The sequence below is a fragment of the Pseudomonas sp. W15Feb34 genome (assembly GCF_023127765.1).
Lineage (GTDB): Bacteria > Pseudomonadota > Gammaproteobacteria > Pseudomonadales > Pseudomonadaceae > Aquipseudomonas > Aquipseudomonas synxantha_A.
In genome coordinates, this window is record NZ_SPKN01000002.1 from 1 (window position 1) to 21,555 (window position 21,555).

Below are 21,555 nucleotides of genomic sequence, written 5' to 3' on the forward strand. Positions count from 1 at the left end.
GCACAACAGCAGACCCGGCGCGACGGGGAAACTAATTGAGAACGCCCCCTAGAAGCCAGCCCTTGCAGGGAGCGCGCTGATGGACGATACACCCGGCAACGAGCCACTACGCAATGACTTTTCCGAACTCAACGCCGACCTGCTGCACGCCATCATGGAACTGGTCAGTGACGGGATCTGGGACTGGAACGCCACGACTGGCTACGTCTACCGCAACCCCGGCTGGTACGAAATGCTCGGTTACTCCCGAGACTCGCTGGAAAACAACGTGTCCACCTGGGAAAGCGTGATCCATAGCGAGGATTACCCGCGCGTGATGGCGTTGTTTGATGACTACATCAGTCAACGTTCGCCCCTTTACCGCGCCGAATACCGCTGCCGGAAAGAAGACGGCACTTACCTGTGGATCGAGGATCGTGGCTACATCATTGCACGCAACCCCGACGGCTCAGTGGCGCGCATGGTGGGCGCGCACCGCGACATTCATACGCGTAAATGCTCCATTGAACGCTTGCAAAAGCGCAACCAATCCCTTGAAGCACTGGTGGCAGAACGTACCCTTGAGCTATCGCGGGTCAATCAACAATTGCAGATACAGCTGGACGAAAACCGCTCCCTGGCCGAGCGCGACGCGCTGACACGCATCGCCAACCGTTATCGCCTGGAAAAATGCCTGCTGGAAGAATGCGACCGCGCCGAACGCTTTCGTGTGCCCCTGGCGCTGGTGGCGATGGACATCGATGACTTCAAGCCGGTCAATGACCGATACGGTCACGGCGTCGGTGATCAGACGTTGATAGGGGTGGCGGAACGTCTGGAAAGCTGCGTACGCACAACTGACCTGCTGGCTCGCTGGGGCGGAGATGAGTTCATGGTGGTGCTGCCCGCAAGCAACCTGGACACGGCGAAGGAATTGGCCGAAAGGATTCGCCGTGCAATCAAACAGTCGCCTATCGTCAACGACCTCAACGTCACCCTGAGCCTGGGGATTGTAGAGCGGCGCATGGGTGAGTCTCCCGCCGCGCTGGTGGCAAGGGCTGACCGAGCGCTATATCGGTCCAAGGCGGCTGGCAAAGATGGGGTGTCGGATTAATGCAGACAAGCGCTCCTTCCGATTTGGAATGACCCGGCGACTTTATTTCGTTTGCGGCAAGGCCCGGTGCGCGGCTTAGATAAACCACGCCCAGCCTTGTCGAGTACGCGATTCATGAGCCACGCCAGCATCAGCCAATCGATTTCCATCGTCCATCCCATCAGCCTCAGCCACGGTAAAAACGCTGAGGTGTGGGACACCGCGGGCAAACGCTACATCGATTTTGTCGGCGGTATCGGCGTGCTCAACCTGGGCCATTGCCATCCGGGCGTAGTGGCGGCGATTCGCGAGCAAGCAACCAGGCTTACCCACTACGCATTCAACGCCGCACCGCATACGCCCTACATCGAGTTGATGCAACGCCTGACGGCGTTTATCCCGGTGCACTACCCGGTCAGTGGCATGCTCACCAACAGTGGCGCGGAAGCGGCGGAAAATGCGTTGAAGATCGTCCGCGGCGCCACCGGGCGATCGGCGGTGATCGCCTTTGATGGAGCCTTCCACGGCCGAACCCTGGCGACCCTCAACCTCAATGGCAAGGTGGCGCCCTACAAGCAGAAGGTCGGCGTACTGCCTGGCCCGGTGTATCACCTGCCGTACCCCAGTGCCGATAACGGCGTGACCTGCGCCGAAGCGCTGAAGGCGATGGACCGTCTGTTCAGCGTGGAAATCGACGTAAACGATGTGGCCTGTTTCATCATCGAGCCGGTGCAGGGCGAAGCCGGTTTCCTCGCCCTCGACATCGAGTTTGCCCAAGCCCTGCGGTGCTTTTGCGACGAGCACAACATTCTGCTGATTGTCGATGAGATCCAGTCCGGCTTTGGTCGCACGGGGCAGCGCTTTGCCTTTTCGCGCCTGGGCATCGAACCGGATCTGTTGCTGCTCGGTAAAAGCATCGCTGGCGGCGTGCCGTTGGGTGCTGTGGTGGGGCGCAAGGCGCTGATGGACAACCTGCCCAAGGGCGGCCTCGGCGGCACCTACTCCGGCAACCCCATCGCCTGCGCGGCGGCACTGGCTACCCTTGAGGCGATGACCGATGAACACCTGCAAGCTTGGGGGGCACAGCAGGAGGCGGCCATTGTCAGCCGCCATGAAAGCTGGCGCTCACAACAACTGTCGCCCTACCTGGGCCGCCTCACCGGCGTCGGCGCCATGCGTGGTATTGAACTGGTGAATGTCGATGGCACTCCGGCCTCCAGGCAACTCACTCAGTTGCTGGGCCTGGCGCGAGACGCCGGCTTGCTGTTGATGCCCAGCGGCAAGTCGCGGCACATTGTGCGCTTGCTGGCACCGTTGACCATCGAGCCTTGGGTGCTGGAGGAGGGCCTGGATATTCTCCAGGCGTGCTTCGCGCAACTGGACCAATAACGTCACCTGCCCGAACCTGTCTTGACCTGATCCCCCACCCCGCCGAAAATGCCCGACGTTTTTGTCTCCCCGTTTACTACGCAGTGAAATTTTAATGCCTGATTCCTACACCGCAGAATCCGCCGAAGAATCCGTAACCGCCTTGCATGCCAAAGCCGAATACGAAAACGCCATCAATCTTTCACAGCATGTGCCAGCGGCCAAGATCATCAGCGAGATGGTGCTGGACGCGTTTCATACCTCCAAGGAAAGCGACCAGATCCGCGAGCTGCGCATCGCCATCCGCCAGGCCCATGACGCCTTCGACGATGACAAAGCCTACGACCTGATGGGCCAGCTCAAACAATTGAAGGACGCCGAAGCCGCCGATAACGCCGCCCTCGAAGACCTGAGCAGCAAGTTCTCGATCAGCCGCATCCTGTCCAGCTTCAAGGACGATCCCCAGTTTCAGGAACTGGTCTATGGCCTGGCCCTCAAGGTGCTGAACCAGTCGCACCAGGCCATCAGCAACCCAAGTGCCGGCAAGGGCAAGGCAGCACGTGCCAAGAAAGAAGCCGAGGTGTTCGTGATCAGCAAGGATGGCATCAGCGTCACCCTGCCGCTGCGCACACCGCGCTCCAGGCTCAGCGTGGACCGCGAAGCATTCGAGTTCCTGGGGTTCAACTTCGTCGGTGAAGGCGACGAGGCCGAACTGGAAGTGGAAAGCTTTGTGGATAACGCCGGTAATGAACAGCCGTTGAGCCGCAAAAGTGTGATTACTGCGCTGCAGCAGCAGACAGCGTTTGCCGGCTACAGCATTGCCCAGCAGTAACGCGGCAACACCGCTGGACTAAACATCACTTTCAAGAGATAGCACACTGTGGCGAGGGAGCTTGCTCCCTTGCCACAGCCTTGGCTGGCTGCAGGTAATGTTTCAGCCAACACGCGCGATCTGCGCGGCAAACACCTCGCGAAAGCGTTCCATCTCCTGCTGGTTGCCCACTGTCACCCGCACCCATTGCGGCCAGTTCTGCCATACGCGCCCCACCAGCACATTCTGTGCGGCCAGCCGCTCAACCACCTGCTCGGCTGGTTGCTTTACATCGATCATGAAGCAATTGCTCTGGGAAGCCGTGCAGCTAAAGCCCCGGCCTTTGAGCCAGGCGACTGTCTCATCACGCAACCTGGCATTGAGCGCTTTGCGTTGGCCCACCAACGTGGCGTCCTCCAGGCTGGCACGTGCGCCGAATAGGCTGGCAGCGGCCGGAACGTTGTCACCGCCGAACACCGCCAGCCGCTCCAGCAGCGCCGGATGACCGATTGCCAGCCCCAGACGCGCTCCGGCCATGCCGTAGATTTTCGAGAACGTGCGCAGCACCAACAGATCGTCGTGGTCGTTGACCCAACTCACACAGCTGGGTGCATCGCAGAAGTCGATATACGCCTCGTCCACCACCAGCACGCTGCCTTTGGGTTTGTTCGCCAAGGCTTGGCGGATGGCCTCAGTAGGGGTCAGGGTGCCGGTGGGGTTGTTGGGGTTGCACAGGTACAACATGCCGGCCTGTGGGTCTGCCGCGAGCATGGCCGGTACATCATGGGCATGACCGGCGTCGAGGTTCACTTCATGCACCGGTGCCTTGATCGACTCGGCCGCCTGACGCACAAGTTCATAGGACGGTGTCGCCATGACCAGGCTACGGGTTTGGCTGGTAAACGCCAGCACCGCAAAACGCAGGGCCGCCATCGAGCCGGCAAACACCGCGACGTTTTCTTCGGCAACCCCCTGCTGGTGGGCAAACTGCGCGGCCAAGGCGTACATGTCCGGGTAGGGATAGCGCCCAGACGCTGCAATCGCTCGCTGCATCGCCTCACGGGCGGCGTCTGAAGGGCCGTAGGGGCTTTCGTTGTAGTTGAGCCGTACCTTGTCGGATTGAGCCGGCAGCGGGCTGGCAACCGCCCAATCCAGCTGGCCAAGTACAGGTAACGCCGCCCCAAGCGCGAGAAGGGACCTACGGCTGAAGCTGACCATGGTGACTACTCCTTGTCGAAGTGCGAGGGATTCGCACAGGTCGGATATAACGGTATGACGAGAAAGCAGTTGCCTGATTTAGCGTCGGGACGTATCCCTGCACTCAGTACTTTATTGTCAACGCGAGCCCATGCAACACTTGCGCTGCCGCGGGCCTGGAACTAGACGTTCTGCCGGGTATGGACTGATGACTAAATGGAAGTGGTGAGCACTTGATACACAGACGAGAAAAAACCGAGCACTTGAAGAGCAATATCAAGTACTTGATCAAAAGTCGTGGCGAAACCCAGCTTTCGTTAAGCAATGCCGCCGGCGTGACCAGGACGACCATCTACAACATCCTGGAAGGCAAGGTCGTCAAAGTGCAACAGTCGACCATTCGCAAGATCTCTGATTTCTTCGGCGTTTCGTACGAAGAAATCGAGACCGTCAACTTTGAAGCCAAGGAAGTCATCGAAAGCAATGTTTCCCCCCTGGGCAACAAGAACCCGGCGGCAGTGCCTGTGCTCAAGGAAAGCCTGCTGATGCAGAACCTGGGCAAGCGCATCGGCGAACTGGCCACGCTTTACCCACTGACTTACTACTTCGGCAACTCCTGCAACTTGATCGGCGTTCGCCTGGAGCATGCGATTCCCGGCATCAATGAGCCGGGGGACTTGCTGATCGTGCAGAAAGGCGCATCGAGCGACGATAAAGAAAAGCTGGTGTACGACCGCGCCACCAAGAAGCTGTTCATCACCCTTGAACCCTGCGGCAACTCAGACCGCTTGTGCGTCATCGGCGATATTCTTGAGGAGCGCTTCAATGACAACCTTTGAAGGCGCCGTGGAAAACAGCAAATACAAGTTGCTGGGCTTTGAAAATGACAAGCGCCTGGCGGTGATCATGGTGATCGCCACGGGCAAGGTCGTCAAAATCAAGCTCAGTGAGGTGCTCAACAGCGAAATGATGGACAACTTCAACAAGCTGGAAATCAAGAACCTCTACAAGAAGTTCTATTCACAAGCAGGAGCACTCACCGCCTACGACATTAACGACCGCAATGAAAACTCGTGGATGATCTACATCATCCTGAACCTGTTGCTGTTCACGTTTTACATCTTCACCAGCATCGCCGCGACCAAACCGATCTACCTGGAATCCATGGGCATCATTGTGACGCCGGGGACTTTTTTGTACCCGCTGACCTTCTTGATTGTGGATCTGCTGAACGAGAACTTCGGCCTGCGCCTGGCCCGGCGAGCCATTATGTTTGCGTTTGCCAGCAACGCGATGATCATCATCCTGTTGTATGGCTCAACGTTCCTGCCGGGGCTGCCGGGCTGGAAACTCGATGGGCCGTATAACGACGTGATCCTGCAGGTGTCGTCGGTGCTGGTTGCCTCTTCGGTGTCGTTCCTGGTCTCGGAGAATATAAATTCCTATCTGCTGTGCAAGATCAAAGAGCTGACCAACTCCAGGTACCTGTACCTGCGGATTTTCTTCAGCACCTTCTTTGCGGTGATCATCGACAGTTTTCTGTTCTGCTTTATTGCCTTCTACGGCGCCATGCAGACCAGCGATATCCTGAGCATGATCTATGTGCAGATTGCGATCAAAGTCGGTTTTGCGTTCTTCAACATCCTGCCTGCCTATGGGGCGCGCTCGTTGTTCAAGCGCTACCTGACCACTGCCAACACATGAAACCTATGTGGGAGGGGGCTTGCTCCCGATGGTGGTGGGTCAGCTAAGAATGTATTTGCCTCGACACCGCTATCGGGAGCAAGCCCCCTCCCACATTTGGACTTCATACATCAGGTAGAGCCTGGCGGGCCTTGGATGCGGTTACTTCAGTTGCAACTTGTGCTTCAGGCTCTGCATGACATCCGCCTTGTTTTGCAGGTAGTCATTCAAGCCCCGGGCACGCAGGTTGCACGCATCGCAGTTGCCGCAGCCGGTGCCAATGACGCCGTTGTAGCAGGTCAGCGTCTGCTCGCGCACCAGTTCCAGTTGGTTGTGGTAATCGGCCAGAGCCCAGGTTTCGGCCTTGTTCAGCCACATCAACGGGGTGTCGAGGCTCACGTCGTATTCCATGCCCAGCTTGAGGGCCTGGTTCAATGCCTTGACGAACTCGTCACGGCAATCGGGGTAGCCCGAGAAGTCGGTTTCGCACACACCGGTAATCACGGCCTCGGCCTTGACCTGGTAGGCGTAGATCGCAGCCAGGGTCAAGAACAGGATATTGCGGCCCGGCACGAAAGTGCTCGGCAGGCTTTCGCCTGAGCTGTTAACGGTCGGTACCGGAATGTTGTCACGGGTGAGGCTGCTGATCGCCAGCTCATTGAGCAGCGACACATCCATCACTTTGTGCACGGTGGCGCCCAATTGCTTGGCCAACTTGCGGGCCACTTCGATTTCCGCCACATGGCGCTGACCATAATCGAAGGTGATGCAGTGCACTTCGTCATACTGCTTCAATGCCTGGATCAGGCAGGTGGTCGAGTCCTGCCCGCCACTGAAGACCATCACGGCTTTTTTACTCATTGCATTGCTTCCTGCATTTGTAGAATTGGGGTGTAGGAGCGAGGCGGGCGGCTAGCCCTTGCTCACGAAAAACGTCAACGATAACGCAGCGTATCCGGTTTAGCGCAGCGCTCAATAAAAAACCCCGCGCGTCTTTCGAAGGCGGGGCTTTTTTACTGCAAGACCACTCAGTGCGCGTAGGTCAGCAACAGCTCTTTCGGTACCTGGAAATCCAGGGACATCATCACGCTGAGCGCGGTGATGGTGAAGATCGAGAACACGAAGAGCTTGCGCGCCCAGACGGTGTCGTCCACCGCCTTGTAACCGGTCCAGGCCATGTACAACCAGTACATGCCCATGGCGGCGGCTACGGCGAGGTAGCTCATGCCGGCGTAGCCACTGAAGGTCAACATCAAGGTCGCCACGAGGAAGGCCAGGATGTAGAGCAGGATGTGTTTCTTGGCCACCTGGATACCACGCTTGACCGGCAATACCGGAATCGACGCAGCCAGGTAGTCATTGAAGCGGAAAATCGCGATGGCGTAGGAATGCGGCATCTGCCACAGGCTGAACATCACCAGCAGCACCAGCGCGGCCATGTCGAAGCTATTGGTTACAGCCACATAACCAATCACCGGCGGCATCGCCCCCGACAGGCTGCCCACCAGCGTGCCGTGAACCGACTTGCGCTTGAGGTACAGGCTGTAGAGGCCGACATAGATGACAAAACCGATCACGGCAAACAGCGCCGCCAACGGGTTGGCCACCTTGTACAACAACACTACGCCCGCAACACCCAGGATGGTCGCGAAGATCAGCGCCAGCTTCAGGGAAATAAGCCCCTGGACCAGCACTCGATTCTTGGTGCGTTCCATCTTGATGTCGATGTCACGGTCGATGCAGTTGTTGAACACGCATCCGGAAGCAACCACCAGGGACGTACCGATCATCGCAGCCAGGAAGATGGCCAGATCGACATGTCCCTTGGAGGCCAGGAAGAAACCGCCCGCCACAGAAAGCACGTTACCGAAAATGATCCCCGGTTTGGTGATTTGGATAAAGTGCTTAAGCGACATCGGGTCTTACCTCACTTCGCCATCATGTAGGTGTGGATGCTGAACATGATCCACAGCGACAGACCAACCAGCAGAACGATCACCAGGCCTGCGAACACAAACGCGATCACATTCTCGCGCTGCTCTTTGGAGCGATCCAGGTGCAGGAAGTACACCAGGTGCACCAGGACCTGAATCACCGCGAACGCCAGGACGATCATCAAGGTGATCGACTTCGGCAAGGTTGGGTACATCACCAGGCCGAACGGGATCAGGGTCAGGATGACCGACAGGATGAAGCCGATAGCGTAAGACTTTACGCTGCCGTGGCTCGAATCGTGGCTGTCATGGGAGTGTGCATTAGCCATTACAGAGTCCCCATCAAGTAAACGACGGTGAATACGCAGATCCAGACCACGTCCAGGAAGTGCCAGAACAGGCTCAGGCAGCTCAGGCGGGTCTTGTTGGTGTTGGTCAGGCCGTGTTTGTTGACCTGATAGATCATCACCGCCATCCACAGCAAACCTGCGGTTACGTGCAGACCGTGGGTGCCGACCAGCGTGAAGAACGCCGACAGGAAACCGGAACGGCTAGGACCGTAGCCTTCGGAGATCAGCAGGTGGAACTCGTTGATCTCCATGCCGATAAAGCCCAGGCCGAACAGGAAGGTCAGGCCCAGCCAGGTCAGCACGCCCTTCTTGTTGCCTTTGTAGAAGGCCAACATGGCGAAGCCGTAGGTGATCGAACTGAACAACAGCAAGGCGGTTTCGCCGAGCACGTAAGGCAGTTCGAAGATGTCGTGGCCCGACGGGCCACCCGCTACGTTGTTTACCAGTACCGCGTACACCGCGAAGATCGACGCAAACAAGATGCAGTCGGTCATCAGGTAGAGCCAGAAACCGTAGACGGTTATTGGCCCCGAGTCGTGGTGATGGTCATCGTGCCCATGGTCATCGACATGGGCGTGTCCAGCATTGGTCACTAAGTTCGACATGGTTTAAGCCTGTTCCAACGAGGTTTCTACACGGTTGGCCGGAATCTTCTTCTCGGCTACCAGGCGAGCGTGCTGCTCGGCTTCGATGCGTTCGATCGTTTCGACCGGCACCATGTAGCCTTGATCATCACGGGCAGCGTGAATGATGAAGTAACCGATAGTGCCCACCAGGCTCGCGATTGCCAGCCACCAGATGTGCCAGATCATCGCGAAACCGAACACGGTCAACAGCGCACCCATCACCACGCCAGTGGCGGTGTTGTTTGGCATGTGGATCGGCTCGTAGTGCTTGGGCTTCTGGTACGCAGTACCGTCTTCCTTGGCTTCGGTGAAGGCATCAATGGTGTTCGCAGTCGGGATCACAGCGAAGTTGTAGAACGGTGGCGGCGACGAGGTCGACCATTCCAGGGTGTGGCCGTTCCATGGGTCGCCGGACTCGCACATGTTCTTCTTGCGATCACGCACACTGACGTACAGCTGGATCAACTGGCAGGCGATGCCCACAGCGATCATCACCGCACCGAACATGGCAACGTACAGGTACGGTACCCACTCAGGGTTGGTGGTGGCGTTCAGACGACGGGTCATGCCCATGAAGCCCAGTGCATAGAGCGGCATGAACGCGACGAAGAAGCCCGAGATCCAGAACCAGAATGCAGCCTTGCCCCAGCCTTCGTGCAGCTTGAAGCCGAACGCTTTCGGGAAGTAGAAGCTGAAACCAGCGATGTAGCCGAATACCGCACCACCGATGATCACGTTGTGGAAGTGCGCGATCACGAACAGGCTGTTGTGCAACACGAAGTCAGCACCCGGGATGGCCAGCAGTACGCCGGTCATGCCGCCAATGGCGAAGGTCACCATGAAGCCCAGGGTCCACAGGACCTGGCTGGTCATGCGCAGACGACCGTGGTAGATGGTGAACAGCCAGTTGAATAGCTTCACCCCCGTCGGGATGGAAATCAGCATCGTCGCCAGGCCGAAGAAGGCGTTGACGCTGGCCCCCGAGCCCATGGTGAAGAAGTGGTGCAGCCACACCATGAAGCCCAGTACGGAGATCGCGCCCGATGCGTAGACCATCGAGTGGTGACCGAACAGGCGCTTGCCGGTAAAGGTCGAGATCACTTCGGAGAAGATACCGAACGCTGGCAGGATCAGGATGTACACCTCAGGGTGACCCCATGCCCAGAACAGGTTCACGTACATCATTGGATTGCCACCAAGTTCATTGGTGAAAATGTGGAAATCCAGGTAACGGTCAAGCGACAGCAGCGCCATGGTAGCGGCAAGGATCGGGAACGAAGCCACGATCAGCACGTTTGCCCAGGTGCAGGTCCAGGTGAAGATCGGCATGTCCATCAGTTTCATGCCAGGGGCGCGCATTTTCAGGACGGTGGCCAGGAAGTTGACCCCCGTCAATGTCGTCCCGAGTCCTGATAACTGTAGGGCCCAGATGTAGTAGTCCACACCCACGCCCGGACTGTATTGCAAGCCCGACAATGGCGGATACGCAACCCAACCGGTCTTGGCAAATTCGCCGACGCCCAGGGAAACGTTGATCAGCACCACGCCGGAAACCAGCAGCCAGAAGCTCAGGGAGTTCAGGAACGGGTAGGCAACGTCACGCGCACCAATCTGCAGCGGCAAGGCAAGGTTCATCAAGCCGGTGAAGAATGGCATCGCCATGAAGATGATCATGATCACACCGTGGGCGGTGAAGATCTGGTCATAGTGTTCAGGTGGCAGGTAGCCAGGCGAACCCTCGGTGGCCATGGCCAACTGGGTACGCATCATGATGGCGTCGGCAAAACCACGCAGCAGCATGACCATGGCAACGATGACGTACATGACGCCGATTTTCTTGTGGTCGACCGAGGTCAGCCACTCGGTCCACAGGTAGGACCACTTCTTGAAGTACGTAATACCCGCAACCAGTGCCAGACCACCCAGCGCGATCATGGCGATGGTCACCATCACGATCGGCTCGTGGAATGGGACCGCGTCCCAACTTAATTTACCAAACATCGTTTACTCCTCTGCCCCAGCAGTTGAATGCGCGCCTGTATCAGAACCTTCAACCGCGGCCACTTCTTTCTTCTCGTGCTTGACCGGCTTGCCTGGCTTCATACCTTCGTACTTGTCGACGATTTTCTGAAACAGGTCCGGCTCATACGCGGAGTACAAGGCGACAGGGTTGTTCTGGCTTGGTTTGGTCAGGGCGTCGTATTCAGCTTGATCAAGCTGTTTAGGTGCGGCCTTGACTGCAGCTACCCAGGCGTCGAAATCTTCCTGGCTTGTCGAGATCGCTTTGAATTTCATGCCGGTGAAGCCAGCGCCGCTGTAGTTGGCGGAGATGCCTTCCATTTCAGCTTTCTGGTTGGCGATCAGGTGCAGGCGGGTCTGCATGCCTGCCATCGCGTAGATCTGGCCACCCAGTGCAGGGATGAAGAACGAGTTCATCACGGCGTCGGAGGTGATCCGGAAGTTAAGCGGGGTGTGCTCCGGGAAGCGGATCTCGTTGACGGTGGCGATACCCAGGTCCGGGTAGATGAACAGCCACTTCCAATCCAGCGCGACCACTTGGATGTTCACAGGCTTCACGTCGGATTCCAGTGGACGGTACGGGTCCAGAGCGTGGGTCGACTTATAGGTGATGTAACCCAGGGCGATAATGATGAGGATCGGGACCAGCCACACCGCGATTTCGATCTTGGTGGAGTGCGACCACTTCGGCGCGTAGGTGGCGCTGGTGTTGGACGCGCGGTATTTCCAGGCGAAGGCGAAGGTCATCACGATCACAGGAACCACAACCAGCAACATCAGCAGGGTAGCGGTGATGATCAGGTTTCGTTCATCCAGACCGACCTGTCCTTTTGGGTCGAGCAAGGTCCACTTGCAGCCTCCCAGCATTAAAAACATGCCAAGCAGCGGCAAAAAGCCTAGTAATCGGGGGTACCTGTTTTTACTCATCTCACGACCTCTAAAGCAGCTTGCGCAATGCAGTTGGGTTTTGATCGCCAACACTTCACCCTGCCAAGGGTTGGCATTTCTCTTCGATTGAATAAGAGCCTGCCCGACACGTCATAACTGTACGTTTCACGGACCTGCAGTGAGTTCTTATTCGATTTCGTGGCTAAAGGCCTTGTTACAGACCAATTCCATTTGGTGCGGATAGTTGAAAGGCTGCCGGAACCTGGGGTCGCACAGAGCCTTCCATCTGCTCCTCGACCGCTCCAATGCTCAAATATTGAACAGCACCGGACATTCAGTGCGGGCGATTGTAGTTAGCTAGCGATGTATAAACCATGTCTTATAAAGAAATAATTTTTATCGATTCCAGCAACAATCCTTCACCAAAGTTGCAAAGATTCGCGATCTTATCGCGTTCGATTCTCAACAAAAACCACAAAAATTGCCGTGTTATTGGGCAGATTGCCACTTCCCTTACAGCCTGTAAGGGCATGACCAATGGATGCAAGTGCCCATAAACCAAGGGATTCGCAGATCCATCAAGCTCTCCAGACTCGCGCCCGTCACGGCACGGCCAGGCCCATGAACTGACAGCACAATTTGTGCGCAGGGTGCAAATTTAAGGGTCGATTCGGCGGGTCAGAAACGTCCTGCGACAGCGTCCGTGTGACAACATGTCGCACGCTGCGCACACCTTAAGTTGCCCCTCGTCACAGCGCTATCACAAATCCCTACAAACCAAAACGCTCCGGCCTACTCAAGAAGGCCGGAGCGTTTTGTCGCTGCGAGGGGTCAGGCTTTGGGATGACGGTTGCGGTAGATACACAGGGGTACCAGGATCACTGTCAGCACGAACGCCACCAGCGCCCATTGGGCCAGGGACAGGCCGAGGATCGGCGGGTAGGGGGTGCTGCAGAAACCATCGACCTGGAATCCCAGGGGAAACACTTTGGCCAGGGGCAGATCATCGACGATCGGTTGCAACACATCGATGCCGCAGCTGACCTGAGGAAAGAACTGGGTGTACACATGATGGCCGGCGGCCGCCACGCCACCCAAGGCGCTGAGCACCACCAACCCTTCAAAGAAGGTCACCGCGCCTTTGGTGCGCATGGCGGCACCGATAAACGCGAAGACCGCAATCAGCAGCAAGGCATAGCGTTGCAGGATACACAGCGGGCACGGCGCTTCGCCCAGCACCACTTGCATGTACAGCGCGCCGCCAATCAGCGCCAGGCAGATAATGCCCAGCAACACCAGAAAGCGCCGCTCCCTGCCCAAACGCATGTCGTCAATCATCCCCGTCTTTCCCTTTCTCTGATTATGGTTGTGCCTGATGGCAACAAGTTTACACACAGGCAGTGGTTAAAACAGAGAGGGGTTAACAGCGGATTAATCATGGTAAATGTAGTGATTATGCGGACGCCACCACGGGCAAGCCCGGCTCCCACAGAGAACGCATTCCAATGTGGGAGCCGGGCTTGCCCGCGATGATGCCGATACGGTCAATGGGCTAAAATCTATTCAAGCGCCGCCGCCGGGCCGAAGAACTCATAGCGAGCCTGCTTATCCGGCACACCCAGGGCCTTGAGGTGACGCTTGATCGCCGCCATGAAGCCCTTGGGCCCCAGGAAGTACGCATCGATATCACGGTCTTCGGGCAACCAGGCCGCCAGTTGCTCCTGATTGAGCATCCCGATCTTGTCCGCCGCCGGGCTGATACCGTCATCCTCGGCGTAGCAGTAGAAGCGCTTGAGCTGCGGGTGCTTGGCCGCCAGGGTGTCCACCCAGTCACGGAACGCATGCACCCCGCCATTACGCGCACAGTGAATAAAGTGCACCGGCCGCTCGCTCGCCAGGGCTGCTTCGAGCATCGGCAGGGTTGGCGTAATGCCCACCCCGCCGCTGATCAGCACCAGCGGCTTATCGCTGGCAGCCAGGGTGAACTCGCCCGACGGTGGAAACAGGTCAACCGTTGCGCCAACGTGCATCTGGTCATGCAGGTAGTTGGACACTCGCCCGCCGGCTTCGCGCTTGACGCTGATGCGGTACATGCCGGTATCGGTGAGGGCCGACAGGGAATAGTTGCGACGCACCTCTTCGCCGTCGAGGACCAACTTCAGGCCGATGTACTGGCCGGGCTCGGCAGCCAGGATCGGGCCATTGTCCACTGGGGCGAAATAGAAGGAGATGATCTCGTCACTCTCCTCCACACGCTTGACCAACAGGAATGGTCGCGCCCCCCGCCAGCCGCCGGGCGCCTGGGCTTTTTCGTCGTAGATGGCCGCTTCGGCACCGATCAAAATGTCCGCCAACTGGCCGTAGGCCGCGCCCCAGGCACTCATCACCTCAGGGGTGGCAATCTCGCTGCCCAGCACTTCGGAAATAGCCCGCAGCAAGCAGGCACCCACAATCGGGTAATGCTCCGGCAGGATCTGCAAGGCCACGTGCTTGTTGATGATCTTGGCCACCAGGTCACCCAACTGGTCCAACTGGTCGATATGCCGCGCATACATCAGCACGCCATTGGCCAGGGCCCGGGGCTGGTCGCCGCTGGCCTGGTGGGCCTGGTTGAACAGCGGGCGGACTTCGGGATACTCGGACAGCATCATGCGGTAGAAGTGGGTAATCAGGGCTTCGCCGCCGCTTTCCAGCAGGGGCACAGTGGATTTGACGATGGCACGGTCTTGGGCACTTAGCATGGCAGACTCCTGGGTCTTTTTACTCATTACCTTTAGGCAGTCAGTATTCGTGCCAACTAATAAATCCTTAATTTTCAACATCTTAAGTATTTTGTAGTCAATATGACTTCTTACGCTTTATAGTCATATCGACTACAAGGAGTCATTATGACTGCAAAATCGCTGCTCACCGCCCTGCTGCCGCTGGTCGCCGACCTGTCCCGCGAATTGCCCGAAGGCGAGCGCTACCGCCGCCTGCTGCAAGCCATGCGCGCCCTGCTGCCGTGTGATGCCGCCGCGCTGCTGCGCCTGGATGGCGAATGGCTGGTGCCGCTGGCGGTGGATGGCTTGAGCGCCGATACCCTGGGCCGCCGTTTCAAGATCAGCGAACACCCGCGCTTTGAAATATTGCTCAGCAGCCCCGGCCCTACCCGCTTCGACAGCGACAGCCAATTGCCCGACCCCTATGACGGCTTGGTCGCTGGCTTGCACGGCCACCTTGAAGTCCACGACTGCATGGGCTGCCCGCTGTTTATCGACGACCAGCCCTGGGGCCTGCTGACCCTTGACGCCCTCGACAACGAACGCTTTGAACGGGTCGAACTGGACGCGCTGCAAGCCTTCGCCAGCCTGGCCGCGGCCACGGTCAATGTGGCTGAACGCATTGAGCGCCTGGCGCTACGGGCCGAGGACGAGCACCAGCGCGCCGAAATCTATCGCCAGGCCAGCGGTCAGCAGCACAAGGAAATGATCGGCCAGAGCAAAGCGCACAAACGGCTGGTCGAGGAAATCAAGCTGGTGGGCGGCAGCGACCTGACCGTGCTGATCACCGGCGAAACCGGGGTCGGCAAGGAACTGGTGGCCCAGGCGATCCATGCCGCGTCATCGCGTGCCGACAAGCCGATGATCAGCCTCAATTGCGCCGCGCTACCGGAAACCCTGGTAGAGAGCGAGCTGTTCGGCCATGTGCGCGGTGCTTTCACCGGCGCGTTGAATGAGCGACGGGGCAAATTCGAACTGGCCAACGGCGGCACGTTGTTTCTGGACGAAGTGGGTGAACTGTCATTGAGCGTGCAGGCCAAGCTGCTGCGCGTATTGCAAAGCGGCCAGTTGCAGCGCCTGGGCTCGGACAAGGAACACCAGGTGGACGTGCGCCTGATTGCCGCCACCAACCGCGACCTTGCCGAAGAGGTGCGCAATAGCCGCTACCGCGCCGATTTCTACCATCGCCTGAGCGTGTACCCGCTGCAAGTGCCGGCGCTGCGTGAGCGCGGACGGGATGTGCTGCTATTGGCAGGCTTTTTCCTCGAACAGAACCGGTCGCGCATGGGCCTGGGTAGCTTGCGCCTGACCAGTGACGCCCAGGCGGCGCTGCTGGCTTACAACTGGCCGGGCAATGTGCGCGAACTGGAACACCTGATCGGACGTAGCGCGCTCAAAGCCTTGGGCAACTGTCGCGAACGCCCGAAGATTCTCAGCCTGAGCGCCCAGGACCTGGACTTGCCTGACGTCAGTGCAGCGGTGATTGAAGTACCAGTGCAAGCCGCGCCCATCGCCACTGGCGACCTGCGCCAGGCCACCGAGCACTATCAGCGCCAGATCATCAGCGCCTGTCTGGAACGTCATCAGCACAACTGGGCCGGCGCCGCCCGCGAACTGGGCCTGGACCGCGCCAACCTTGGGCGCATGGCCAAGCGCCTGGGCCTGAAATAGACCAGGCAACTCGGTTAAATGTGTTTCGCTTGGAAAACCGGGTTTACCGGTTTGGGTTTACGAAACACCAATACATTCCCCAACATCACCAGCACCAGCCCCACCAACGCCGGCGCCGTCCACTGGTAGCCCTCGGCGAATGCAGACACATTCAACGCCACCACCGGAAACAGCACGGTGCAATATGCCGCTTTTTCCGGCCCCATGCGGCCGACCAGGGTGAGGTAGGCGGTAAACCCAATTACCGAGCCCGGGATCACCAGGTACCACAGTGCACCGATATACCGTGCGCTCCAGTCCATCTCGAAGGGAATGCCACGCACTGCGCAATAGGTCGCCAACATGGCTGCCCCATAGGCCATGCCCCAGGCATTGGTGGTCAACGGTTTGAGCCCGGCCTTCTGTTGCAGGCTCGACAGCATATTGCCCGCCGAAAAACACAGCGTTCCCAGCAGCGCCAGGCCCAGCCCGAGCAAGGTCTGCGGGCTGGCGGTATGCCCGGCCAGTTCCGGCCAGAACAGAAAGCCCAGGCCCAGCAGCCCCAGCGCGCCGCCCGTCAATACGTTACGTGCAACCCGCTGGCCGAAAAACACCCGGGCATTCAGGGCATTCCACAAGGTCGCCGTGGAAAACACCACGGCGACCAGGCCACTGGGGATCCACTGGCTGGCGGTGAGAAAGCACATGAAGTTGACGCAGAAAAGGCACAGCCCTTGGGCCAGGCAAATCAGGTGCCCGCGGCGGTTCATCACCTGCAATTTGCGGCTGAGCAGCAACAGCGCGAACAGCACCAGCGCCGCCAGGCCGAAGCGATAGACAATCGACACGGGAATCGCCACCACGCCCAGTTGCCATTTGAGCGCGATCCAGGTGGTACCCCAAATCAGCACCGTGAGTAAGTACAAGAAGAGGTTCATAGCAGGCTCCGACGATTGAGCCACAGTGTTGCGGTTAATCGCCCTGAGGTTCTTGCACATTCTTGCGCTTTTGTCGGGTGACGGGCTCACAGCGCTCGCCGCCGGGAGTAGGATGCAAGGCGTCGGAGAACACACCATGCCAGAGCTGGAATCGCTGCACGTCTTTCAATCCCTCAACCGCTCGCCCCACGCACGCCTGGAAGCCTGCGCCGAGCTCGGTGACGGTTTGTCTGCGGCCGTGTGGAGCAACCACCACGATGCCCAGGACTATCAGGCGCCCAGCCATCACACCTTGTCCTGCTATATCGGCGGCGGCACGGGCACCTTTCGTCGCGACCGGCCGGGTACCAAGGGCGGCCCCGACAAATTGTGCATTCTGCCGGCCGAGCACCAGTCGGCGTGGGTGATCAATGGCGAGATTCGCCTGGCCCACGTGTATTTCAGCCCGGAGCAATTTGCCCTCGGCTGCGTCACTCTGCTGGACCGCGAGCCGCGGGAATTGCAGTTGCGTGAGACGACCTTCCTTGAAGACGCCCGCCAGGCCCGGCGCTTTCACCAGCTGATTAGCCTCAACTGGCTCGAACCCGCAGAGTGCTTGCTGACCAGCAGCCTGGCCCATGAGTTGCTCAGCCACACCCTGCTCAACCAGGTCGGCGTACGCGAGGGCCTGCGCCTCAAAGGCGGGCTGGCGGCGCACCAACGGCGGCGTCTGGTGGAGTACATCGACCACCATGTCGAAGACTCCATCAGCCTCGGCCAGTTGGCATCGATGTGCGCGCTGTCGGAATACCATTTCGCCCGGATGTTCCGTCAGAGTTTCGGCGTGCCGCCCCATCAGTACCTGCTGGCACGCCGTCTGGCGCGGGCGAAGACCCTGCTGCGCAGCAGCACGCTGCCCCTGGGTGAAGTGGCTTTGAGGTGCGGTTTTTCCAGCGCCAGCCATTTCAACCAGCGCTTTCGCCAGGCCTTGGGGGCCACCCCGGGCGAATACCGCCAGGCATTACGCGCCTAGGCCATCAAGCCCAGCGTCGTCGCCTTGGCCACCGCCTGTGGCGTGAAGATGGCGCATGAATGAGGTGGATAGAGGGTTATCAGAAGAGTCGATGAACGCCGCACAACTGTTGCGTAATTGGTAACAGTCCTTGTCCTGAACTGCTATTACTCATTTTGTTACAAGCGACTATTCTTACCTCGCTTTCAGGGCAAATGGCCCGCTCCCTGCTTGGGGAGAACAGCAGATTTACAACGGATTGATCCCGTATTCAGTCTGTTACCGGTGTTCACTGACGTTGATTTGTCGCTCCTTGATCCAACGTCTTACTTCGGCCGCTGCTTATGCAGCGGCCTTTTTTATGCCTGAAATGAAACGGGGCGTCATCGACGCCCCGCGAGATTCAGTGATGTTCCGGCAATGATCAGAGGCTGAACTTCTGCAAGTTGGCCATCATCTCCTTCAATGCCTCAATGTTGTCCTTGGGATGTGCAGCCCCTTCGAAATCACAGATCTGCTGCCAATGCGCCGCCACGTCGTCCGGCGAGAAGCCCGCTTCGGGATCAAACCCCACCCCCAGGCTGCGCTCCCAACGGGTCTTGCCGATCCAGCCGCCACCCACTTCGAACAACCCTGAAGTTTCCTGGCAGGCTTCACTGCCCAAATACACCACCAACGGGCTGACCAGTTCCGGCTTGAGCCGCTCGAATACCTGGGGCGGGATCAGCCCTTCGGTCATGCGCGTACCGCCGGTAGGGGCGATGGCGTTGACCAGGATATTGTTCTTGCGCCCTTCCAGCGCCAGGGTGCGGGTCAACCCATACAGGCCCAGCTTGGCCATGCCGTAGTTGGACTGGCCGAAGTTGCCGTAGATGCCTGACGTGGAGGCGGTGAAGATCACCCGGCCATAACCTTGCTCGCGCAGATGGGGCCAGGCAGCGCGCGTAACCTTGTAGGCGCCTTCGACATGCACCCGGTAAACCAGATCCCAGTCGCCGTCGTCCATCTTGTGGAAAGTCTTGTCGCGCAGGATCCCGGCGTTGTTGACTACCACGTCGATCCGGCCGAAGACATCCAGAGCGTTCTGTACGATCTTGTCACCGTCGGTGACCGAATCATGGTTGGCCTCGGCAATGCCGCCTGCCGCGCGAATCTCTGCTACCACCCGGTCGGCCGCCGAGGCGTTGGCGCCCTCGCCCTGGGTGGAGCCACCCAGGTCATTGACCAGCACTTTGGCTCCGTGCCTGGCGAACAGCAATGCATGAGCACGGCCCAGGCCACCGCCGGCACCGGTGACGATCACGACCTTATCCTGGAACTGCACTGATTCACTCATACCGAACTCCGCTGGCGACAATGGGAATAGGCAGAGTGTCACGCACAGCGCCTTTGGTCACAATAAAGACGGCCGAGGCTGAATGGTGCTCGATAAGGCAGCAGGATGATACCCGCTGGAGAAGCCAGGCTCAGGAATAGACCGCTTGCGGCGAAGGCTGGCCGATGCGATCACGAAAGGCCTGGTAATGCCTGAGCACCTGCACCGGCGCCTCGATCTGCGGGTAATGGCCGATATCGGCCAGCAATACCGTGTCGGCGTGGGGCACCAGTTGCTCAAAGCGCTCGACCATATGGCCGCCGGAAATCGGGTCCACCTCGCCGTCGATCACCCGCATCGGCACGCTGCCGTGCTGCATGGCGGCCACCCAGCGATCACGCAGGCGTCGACGCTGGGGAATGTAGGCGATCAGTTTGTGCAGGATACGCGGCCCGTCGTTGCAACTGATCAGACTCCAGAAATCATCCAGAGCGCTTTCACTGGGCCGCGTTCGCGGGCCGAATATCTGGCTGAAACTGCTGGCCAGGGCATTGCGCCCATAAGCCCGGCCGATCATCCAGCCCAACGGGCTGAGCAATAACTTTTGCACCAGGGTGGGACGGTGGGTTTCCGGGAACAGCCCGCCGTTGAGAAATACGCAACTGGCCATCTGGAAGCGGCCTTCGTAATGCCGGGCAAGTAACTCCTGGGCGACACTGTCGCCATAGTCATGGGCCAACACATGCACCGGCTGCTCCACTCCCAGGTGTTCAAGCAACGCCTGTTGCAAGTCGGCTTGCTCCAACAGGCAATAGTCGTGGTTCAGGGGCTTGGCCGAGTCACCAAAACCGAGCATGTCGCAGGCAATCACCAGATTGCGCTGGGCCAGGGGCTGCCACAGGTAATGCCAATCCCAACTGGCGGTGGGGAAGCCATGAATAAGCAGCAGAGGCGTGCCCTGCCCGGCCACCCAGTAACGCAGGGTACGGCCACGAAAGACGAAGTCCTGGCCGCGTTTGCGCCAGGCTCTGAGCGGTATCTCGGCGAGTGGCATCAGCTTTTATACCCGGGGTTCTGGTGGTCCAATTTGCGCAGCAGCGCCGGCCAGGCCAGCGCACCTCCCATACCTTGGGCGCTTTTTGTGACAGCCGCCACCATCGCCGTGGCGCCAGCCAGGATTTGCGGCTCGATGGCAATCAGCTGCGCTGCGCCGTTTTGCGCCAGCACCTGGATCTCGCAGGCGCGCTGGAAGATGAACATCATCAGGAAGGTATCGGCGATAGTGCCAGCACAGGTCAGCAAGCCGTGGTTATGCAGCATGAGGAAATTGTTTTGCCCCAGGTCCGCCTGCAAACGGGCTTTTTCCTCGTGGTTCAGCGCTACGCCTTCGTAGGCGTGATAGCCGAGGCTGGACAGCACAAACAGCGACTGCTGACTGATGGGCAATACGCCTTGCTTTTGTGCGCAAACCGCTACACCGGCAGCGGTGTGGGTATGCAACACGCAGGTCACGTCATGACGCACTTCGTGGATGGCGCTGTGGATGGTATAGCCCGCGGGGTTGATCTCGTAGGGGCTGTCCATTTGCTTGTTGCCGGCCTGGTCAACCTTGACCAGGCTTGAGGCCGTGATTTCGTGGAACATCAGCCCATAAGGGTTGATCAGGAAATCTTCCGTGCCCGGCACCTTGGCGGAAATATGCGTGAAGATCAGATCATCCCAACCATGCATCGCCACCAGGCGATAACAGGCCGCCAGGTCAACGCGGGTTTGCCATTCGGCAGCACTGACCTGGGCTTTGATGTTTTCTGGCGATGATGCAGGGGCTAGGCTCACGGCAACGTCCTCCTTGGCGCACTTGTTATTGTGTCTAAGTGAGAGCCAGTCTAGTCAGACGCCGTGGCACAAGGAGTTGCCTTCGCAGCCAGCTTGATGACTGAGCGAGTCAGCC

The 21,555-nt window shown here is 58.8% G+C and carries 20 protein-coding genes; 7 read left to right on the top strand and 13 right to left on the bottom strand.

Annotated features, from left to right (window positions below; genetic code table 11):
* Positions 1 to 79: 79 nt before the first annotated feature.
* From E4O97_RS00305 to E4O97_RS00315, 3 genes are all read left to right on the top strand, one after another.
* Complete coding sequence (locus E4O97_RS00305) at positions 80 to 1,093, top strand: diguanylate cyclase (RefSeq protein WP_148852669.1); 1,014 nt, start codon at positions 80 to 82, stop codon at positions 1,091 to 1,093.
* 114 nt (positions 1,094 to 1,207) lie between these two features.
* Positions 1,208 to 2,461, top strand: coding sequence for an aspartate aminotransferase family protein (locus tag E4O97_RS00310; protein ID WP_078822269.1), 1,254 nt, complete (start codon positions 1,208 to 1,210; stop codon positions 2,459 to 2,461).
* A gap of 94 nt (positions 2,462 to 2,555) precedes the next feature.
* Positions 2,556 to 3,272 carry a hypothetical protein gene (locus tag E4O97_RS00315; protein ID WP_032879566.1) on the top strand — a complete coding sequence of 239 codons (717 nt, stop codon included), beginning with the start codon at positions 2,556 to 2,558 and terminating at the stop codon, positions 3,270 to 3,272.
* A 102-nt stretch (positions 3,273 to 3,374) separates the two neighbouring features.
* On the opposite strand, the gene E4O97_RS00320 is transcribed toward E4O97_RS00315, so the two are convergent.
* On the bottom strand, positions 3,375 to 4,469 hold the full coding sequence (locus E4O97_RS00320; RefSeq protein ID WP_248160735.1) for a pyridoxal phosphate-dependent aminotransferase: 1,095 nt from the start codon (positions 4,467 to 4,469) through the stop codon (positions 3,375 to 3,377).
* A gap of 212 nt (positions 4,470 to 4,681) precedes the next feature.
* On the opposite strand from E4O97_RS00320, the gene E4O97_RS00325 reads away from it, so the two are divergent.
* Both E4O97_RS00325 and E4O97_RS00330 read left to right on the top strand, forming a co-directional pair.
* The gene (locus E4O97_RS00325; RefSeq protein ID WP_005791243.1) at positions 4,682 to 5,287 is read left to right on the top strand and encodes a helix-turn-helix transcriptional regulator; all 606 of its coding nucleotides are present in this window, start codon (positions 4,682 to 4,684) and stop codon (positions 5,285 to 5,287) included.
* Positions 5,274 to 6,152, top strand: a complete 879-nt coding sequence (locus E4O97_RS00330; RefSeq protein ID WP_032879563.1) for a queuosine precursor transporter — start codon at positions 5,274 to 5,276, stop codon at positions 6,150 to 6,152. The genes E4O97_RS00325 and E4O97_RS00330 overlap by 14 nt, the downstream gene beginning before the upstream one ends.
* A 141-nt stretch (positions 6,153 to 6,293) precedes the next feature.
* Here E4O97_RS00330 and queC read toward each other — a convergent pair whose 3' ends face one another.
* The 8 genes from queC to hmpA form a co-directional block, all read right to left on the bottom strand.
* Complete coding sequence (queC, locus tag E4O97_RS00335; RefSeq protein WP_248160736.1) at positions 6,294 to 6,992, bottom strand: 7-cyano-7-deazaguanine synthase QueC; 699 nt, start codon at positions 6,990 to 6,992, stop codon at positions 6,294 to 6,296.
* A gap of 167 nt (positions 6,993 to 7,159) precedes the next feature.
* Positions 7,160 to 8,047 (bottom strand): heme o synthase, encoded by an 888-nt coding sequence (cyoE, locus tag E4O97_RS00340; RefSeq protein ID WP_005791249.1) that lies wholly within the window; start codon positions 8,045 to 8,047, stop codon positions 7,160 to 7,162.
* A gap of 11 nt (positions 8,048 to 8,058) precedes the next feature.
* The gene (cyoD, locus tag E4O97_RS00345; protein ID WP_003194051.1) at positions 8,059 to 8,394 is read right to left on the bottom strand and encodes a cytochrome o ubiquinol oxidase subunit IV; all 336 of its coding nucleotides are present in this window, start codon (positions 8,392 to 8,394) and stop codon (positions 8,059 to 8,061) included.
* Complete coding sequence (locus E4O97_RS00350; protein WP_005791252.1) at positions 8,394 to 9,020, bottom strand: cytochrome o ubiquinol oxidase subunit III; 627 nt, start codon at positions 9,018 to 9,020, stop codon at positions 8,394 to 8,396. The genes cyoD and E4O97_RS00350 overlap by 1 nt, the downstream gene beginning before the upstream one ends.
* A 3-nt stretch (positions 9,021 to 9,023) precedes the next feature.
* Positions 9,024 to 11,042: a cytochrome o ubiquinol oxidase subunit I gene (gene cyoB, locus E4O97_RS00355; protein WP_005791254.1), complete on the bottom strand. Its 2,019-nt coding sequence runs from the start codon at positions 11,040 to 11,042 to the stop codon at positions 9,024 to 9,026.
* A gap of 3 nt (positions 11,043 to 11,045) precedes the next feature.
* Complete coding sequence (gene cyoA, locus E4O97_RS00360; RefSeq protein ID WP_005791256.1) at positions 11,046 to 11,987, bottom strand: ubiquinol oxidase subunit II; 942 nt, start codon at positions 11,985 to 11,987, stop codon at positions 11,046 to 11,048.
* Between the two features lie 792 nt (positions 11,988 to 12,779).
* The gene (locus tag E4O97_RS00365; RefSeq protein WP_057703946.1) at positions 12,780 to 13,286 is read right to left on the bottom strand and encodes a disulfide bond formation protein B; all 507 of its coding nucleotides are present in this window, start codon (positions 13,284 to 13,286) and stop codon (positions 12,780 to 12,782) included.
* A gap of 221 nt (positions 13,287 to 13,507) precedes the next feature.
* Complete coding sequence (hmpA, locus tag E4O97_RS00370; protein WP_032879559.1) at positions 13,508 to 14,689, bottom strand: NO-inducible flavohemoprotein; 1,182 nt, start codon at positions 14,687 to 14,689, stop codon at positions 13,508 to 13,510.
* A gap of 147 nt (positions 14,690 to 14,836) precedes the next feature.
* Between hmpA and norR the strand changes: the two genes are divergently transcribed.
* Positions 14,837 to 16,381, top strand: a complete 1,545-nt coding sequence (gene norR, locus E4O97_RS00375) for a nitric oxide reductase transcriptional regulator NorR (RefSeq protein ID WP_248160737.1) — start codon at positions 14,837 to 14,839, stop codon at positions 16,379 to 16,381.
* A gap of 14 nt (positions 16,382 to 16,395) precedes the next feature.
* Here the strand turns inward: norR and E4O97_RS00380 are convergent, their stop codons facing one another.
* A complete protein-coding gene (locus E4O97_RS00380; RefSeq protein WP_032879555.1) occupies positions 16,396 to 17,298 on the bottom strand; it encodes a DMT family transporter in 903 nt (300 codons plus the stop codon).
* Between the two features lie 136 nt (positions 17,299 to 17,434).
* On the opposite strand from E4O97_RS00380, the gene E4O97_RS00385 reads away from it, so the two are divergent.
* Entirely contained in the window at positions 17,435 to 18,310 is an 876-nt protein-coding gene (locus tag E4O97_RS00385; protein WP_216092084.1) for an AraC family transcriptional regulator, read from the top strand.
* Between the two features lie 403 nt (positions 18,311 to 18,713).
* Here E4O97_RS00385 and E4O97_RS00390 read toward each other — a convergent pair whose 3' ends face one another.
* The 3 genes from E4O97_RS00390 to E4O97_RS00400 form a co-directional block, all read right to left on the bottom strand.
* Positions 18,714 to 19,625, bottom strand: coding sequence for an SDR family oxidoreductase (locus E4O97_RS00390; RefSeq protein ID WP_005791267.1), 912 nt, complete (start codon positions 19,623 to 19,625; stop codon positions 18,714 to 18,716).
* A gap of 130 nt (positions 19,626 to 19,755) precedes the next feature.
* On the bottom strand, positions 19,756 to 20,658 hold the full coding sequence (locus tag E4O97_RS00395; protein ID WP_032879552.1) for an alpha/beta hydrolase: 903 nt from the start codon (positions 20,656 to 20,658) through the stop codon (positions 19,756 to 19,758).
* The gene (locus tag E4O97_RS00400) at positions 20,658 to 21,440 is read right to left on the bottom strand and encodes a class II aldolase/adducin family protein (protein WP_248160738.1); all 783 of its coding nucleotides are present in this window, start codon (positions 21,438 to 21,440) and stop codon (positions 20,658 to 20,660) included. The genes E4O97_RS00395 and E4O97_RS00400 overlap by 1 nt, the downstream gene beginning before the upstream one ends.
* Positions 21,441 to 21,555: the final 115 nt, after the last annotated feature.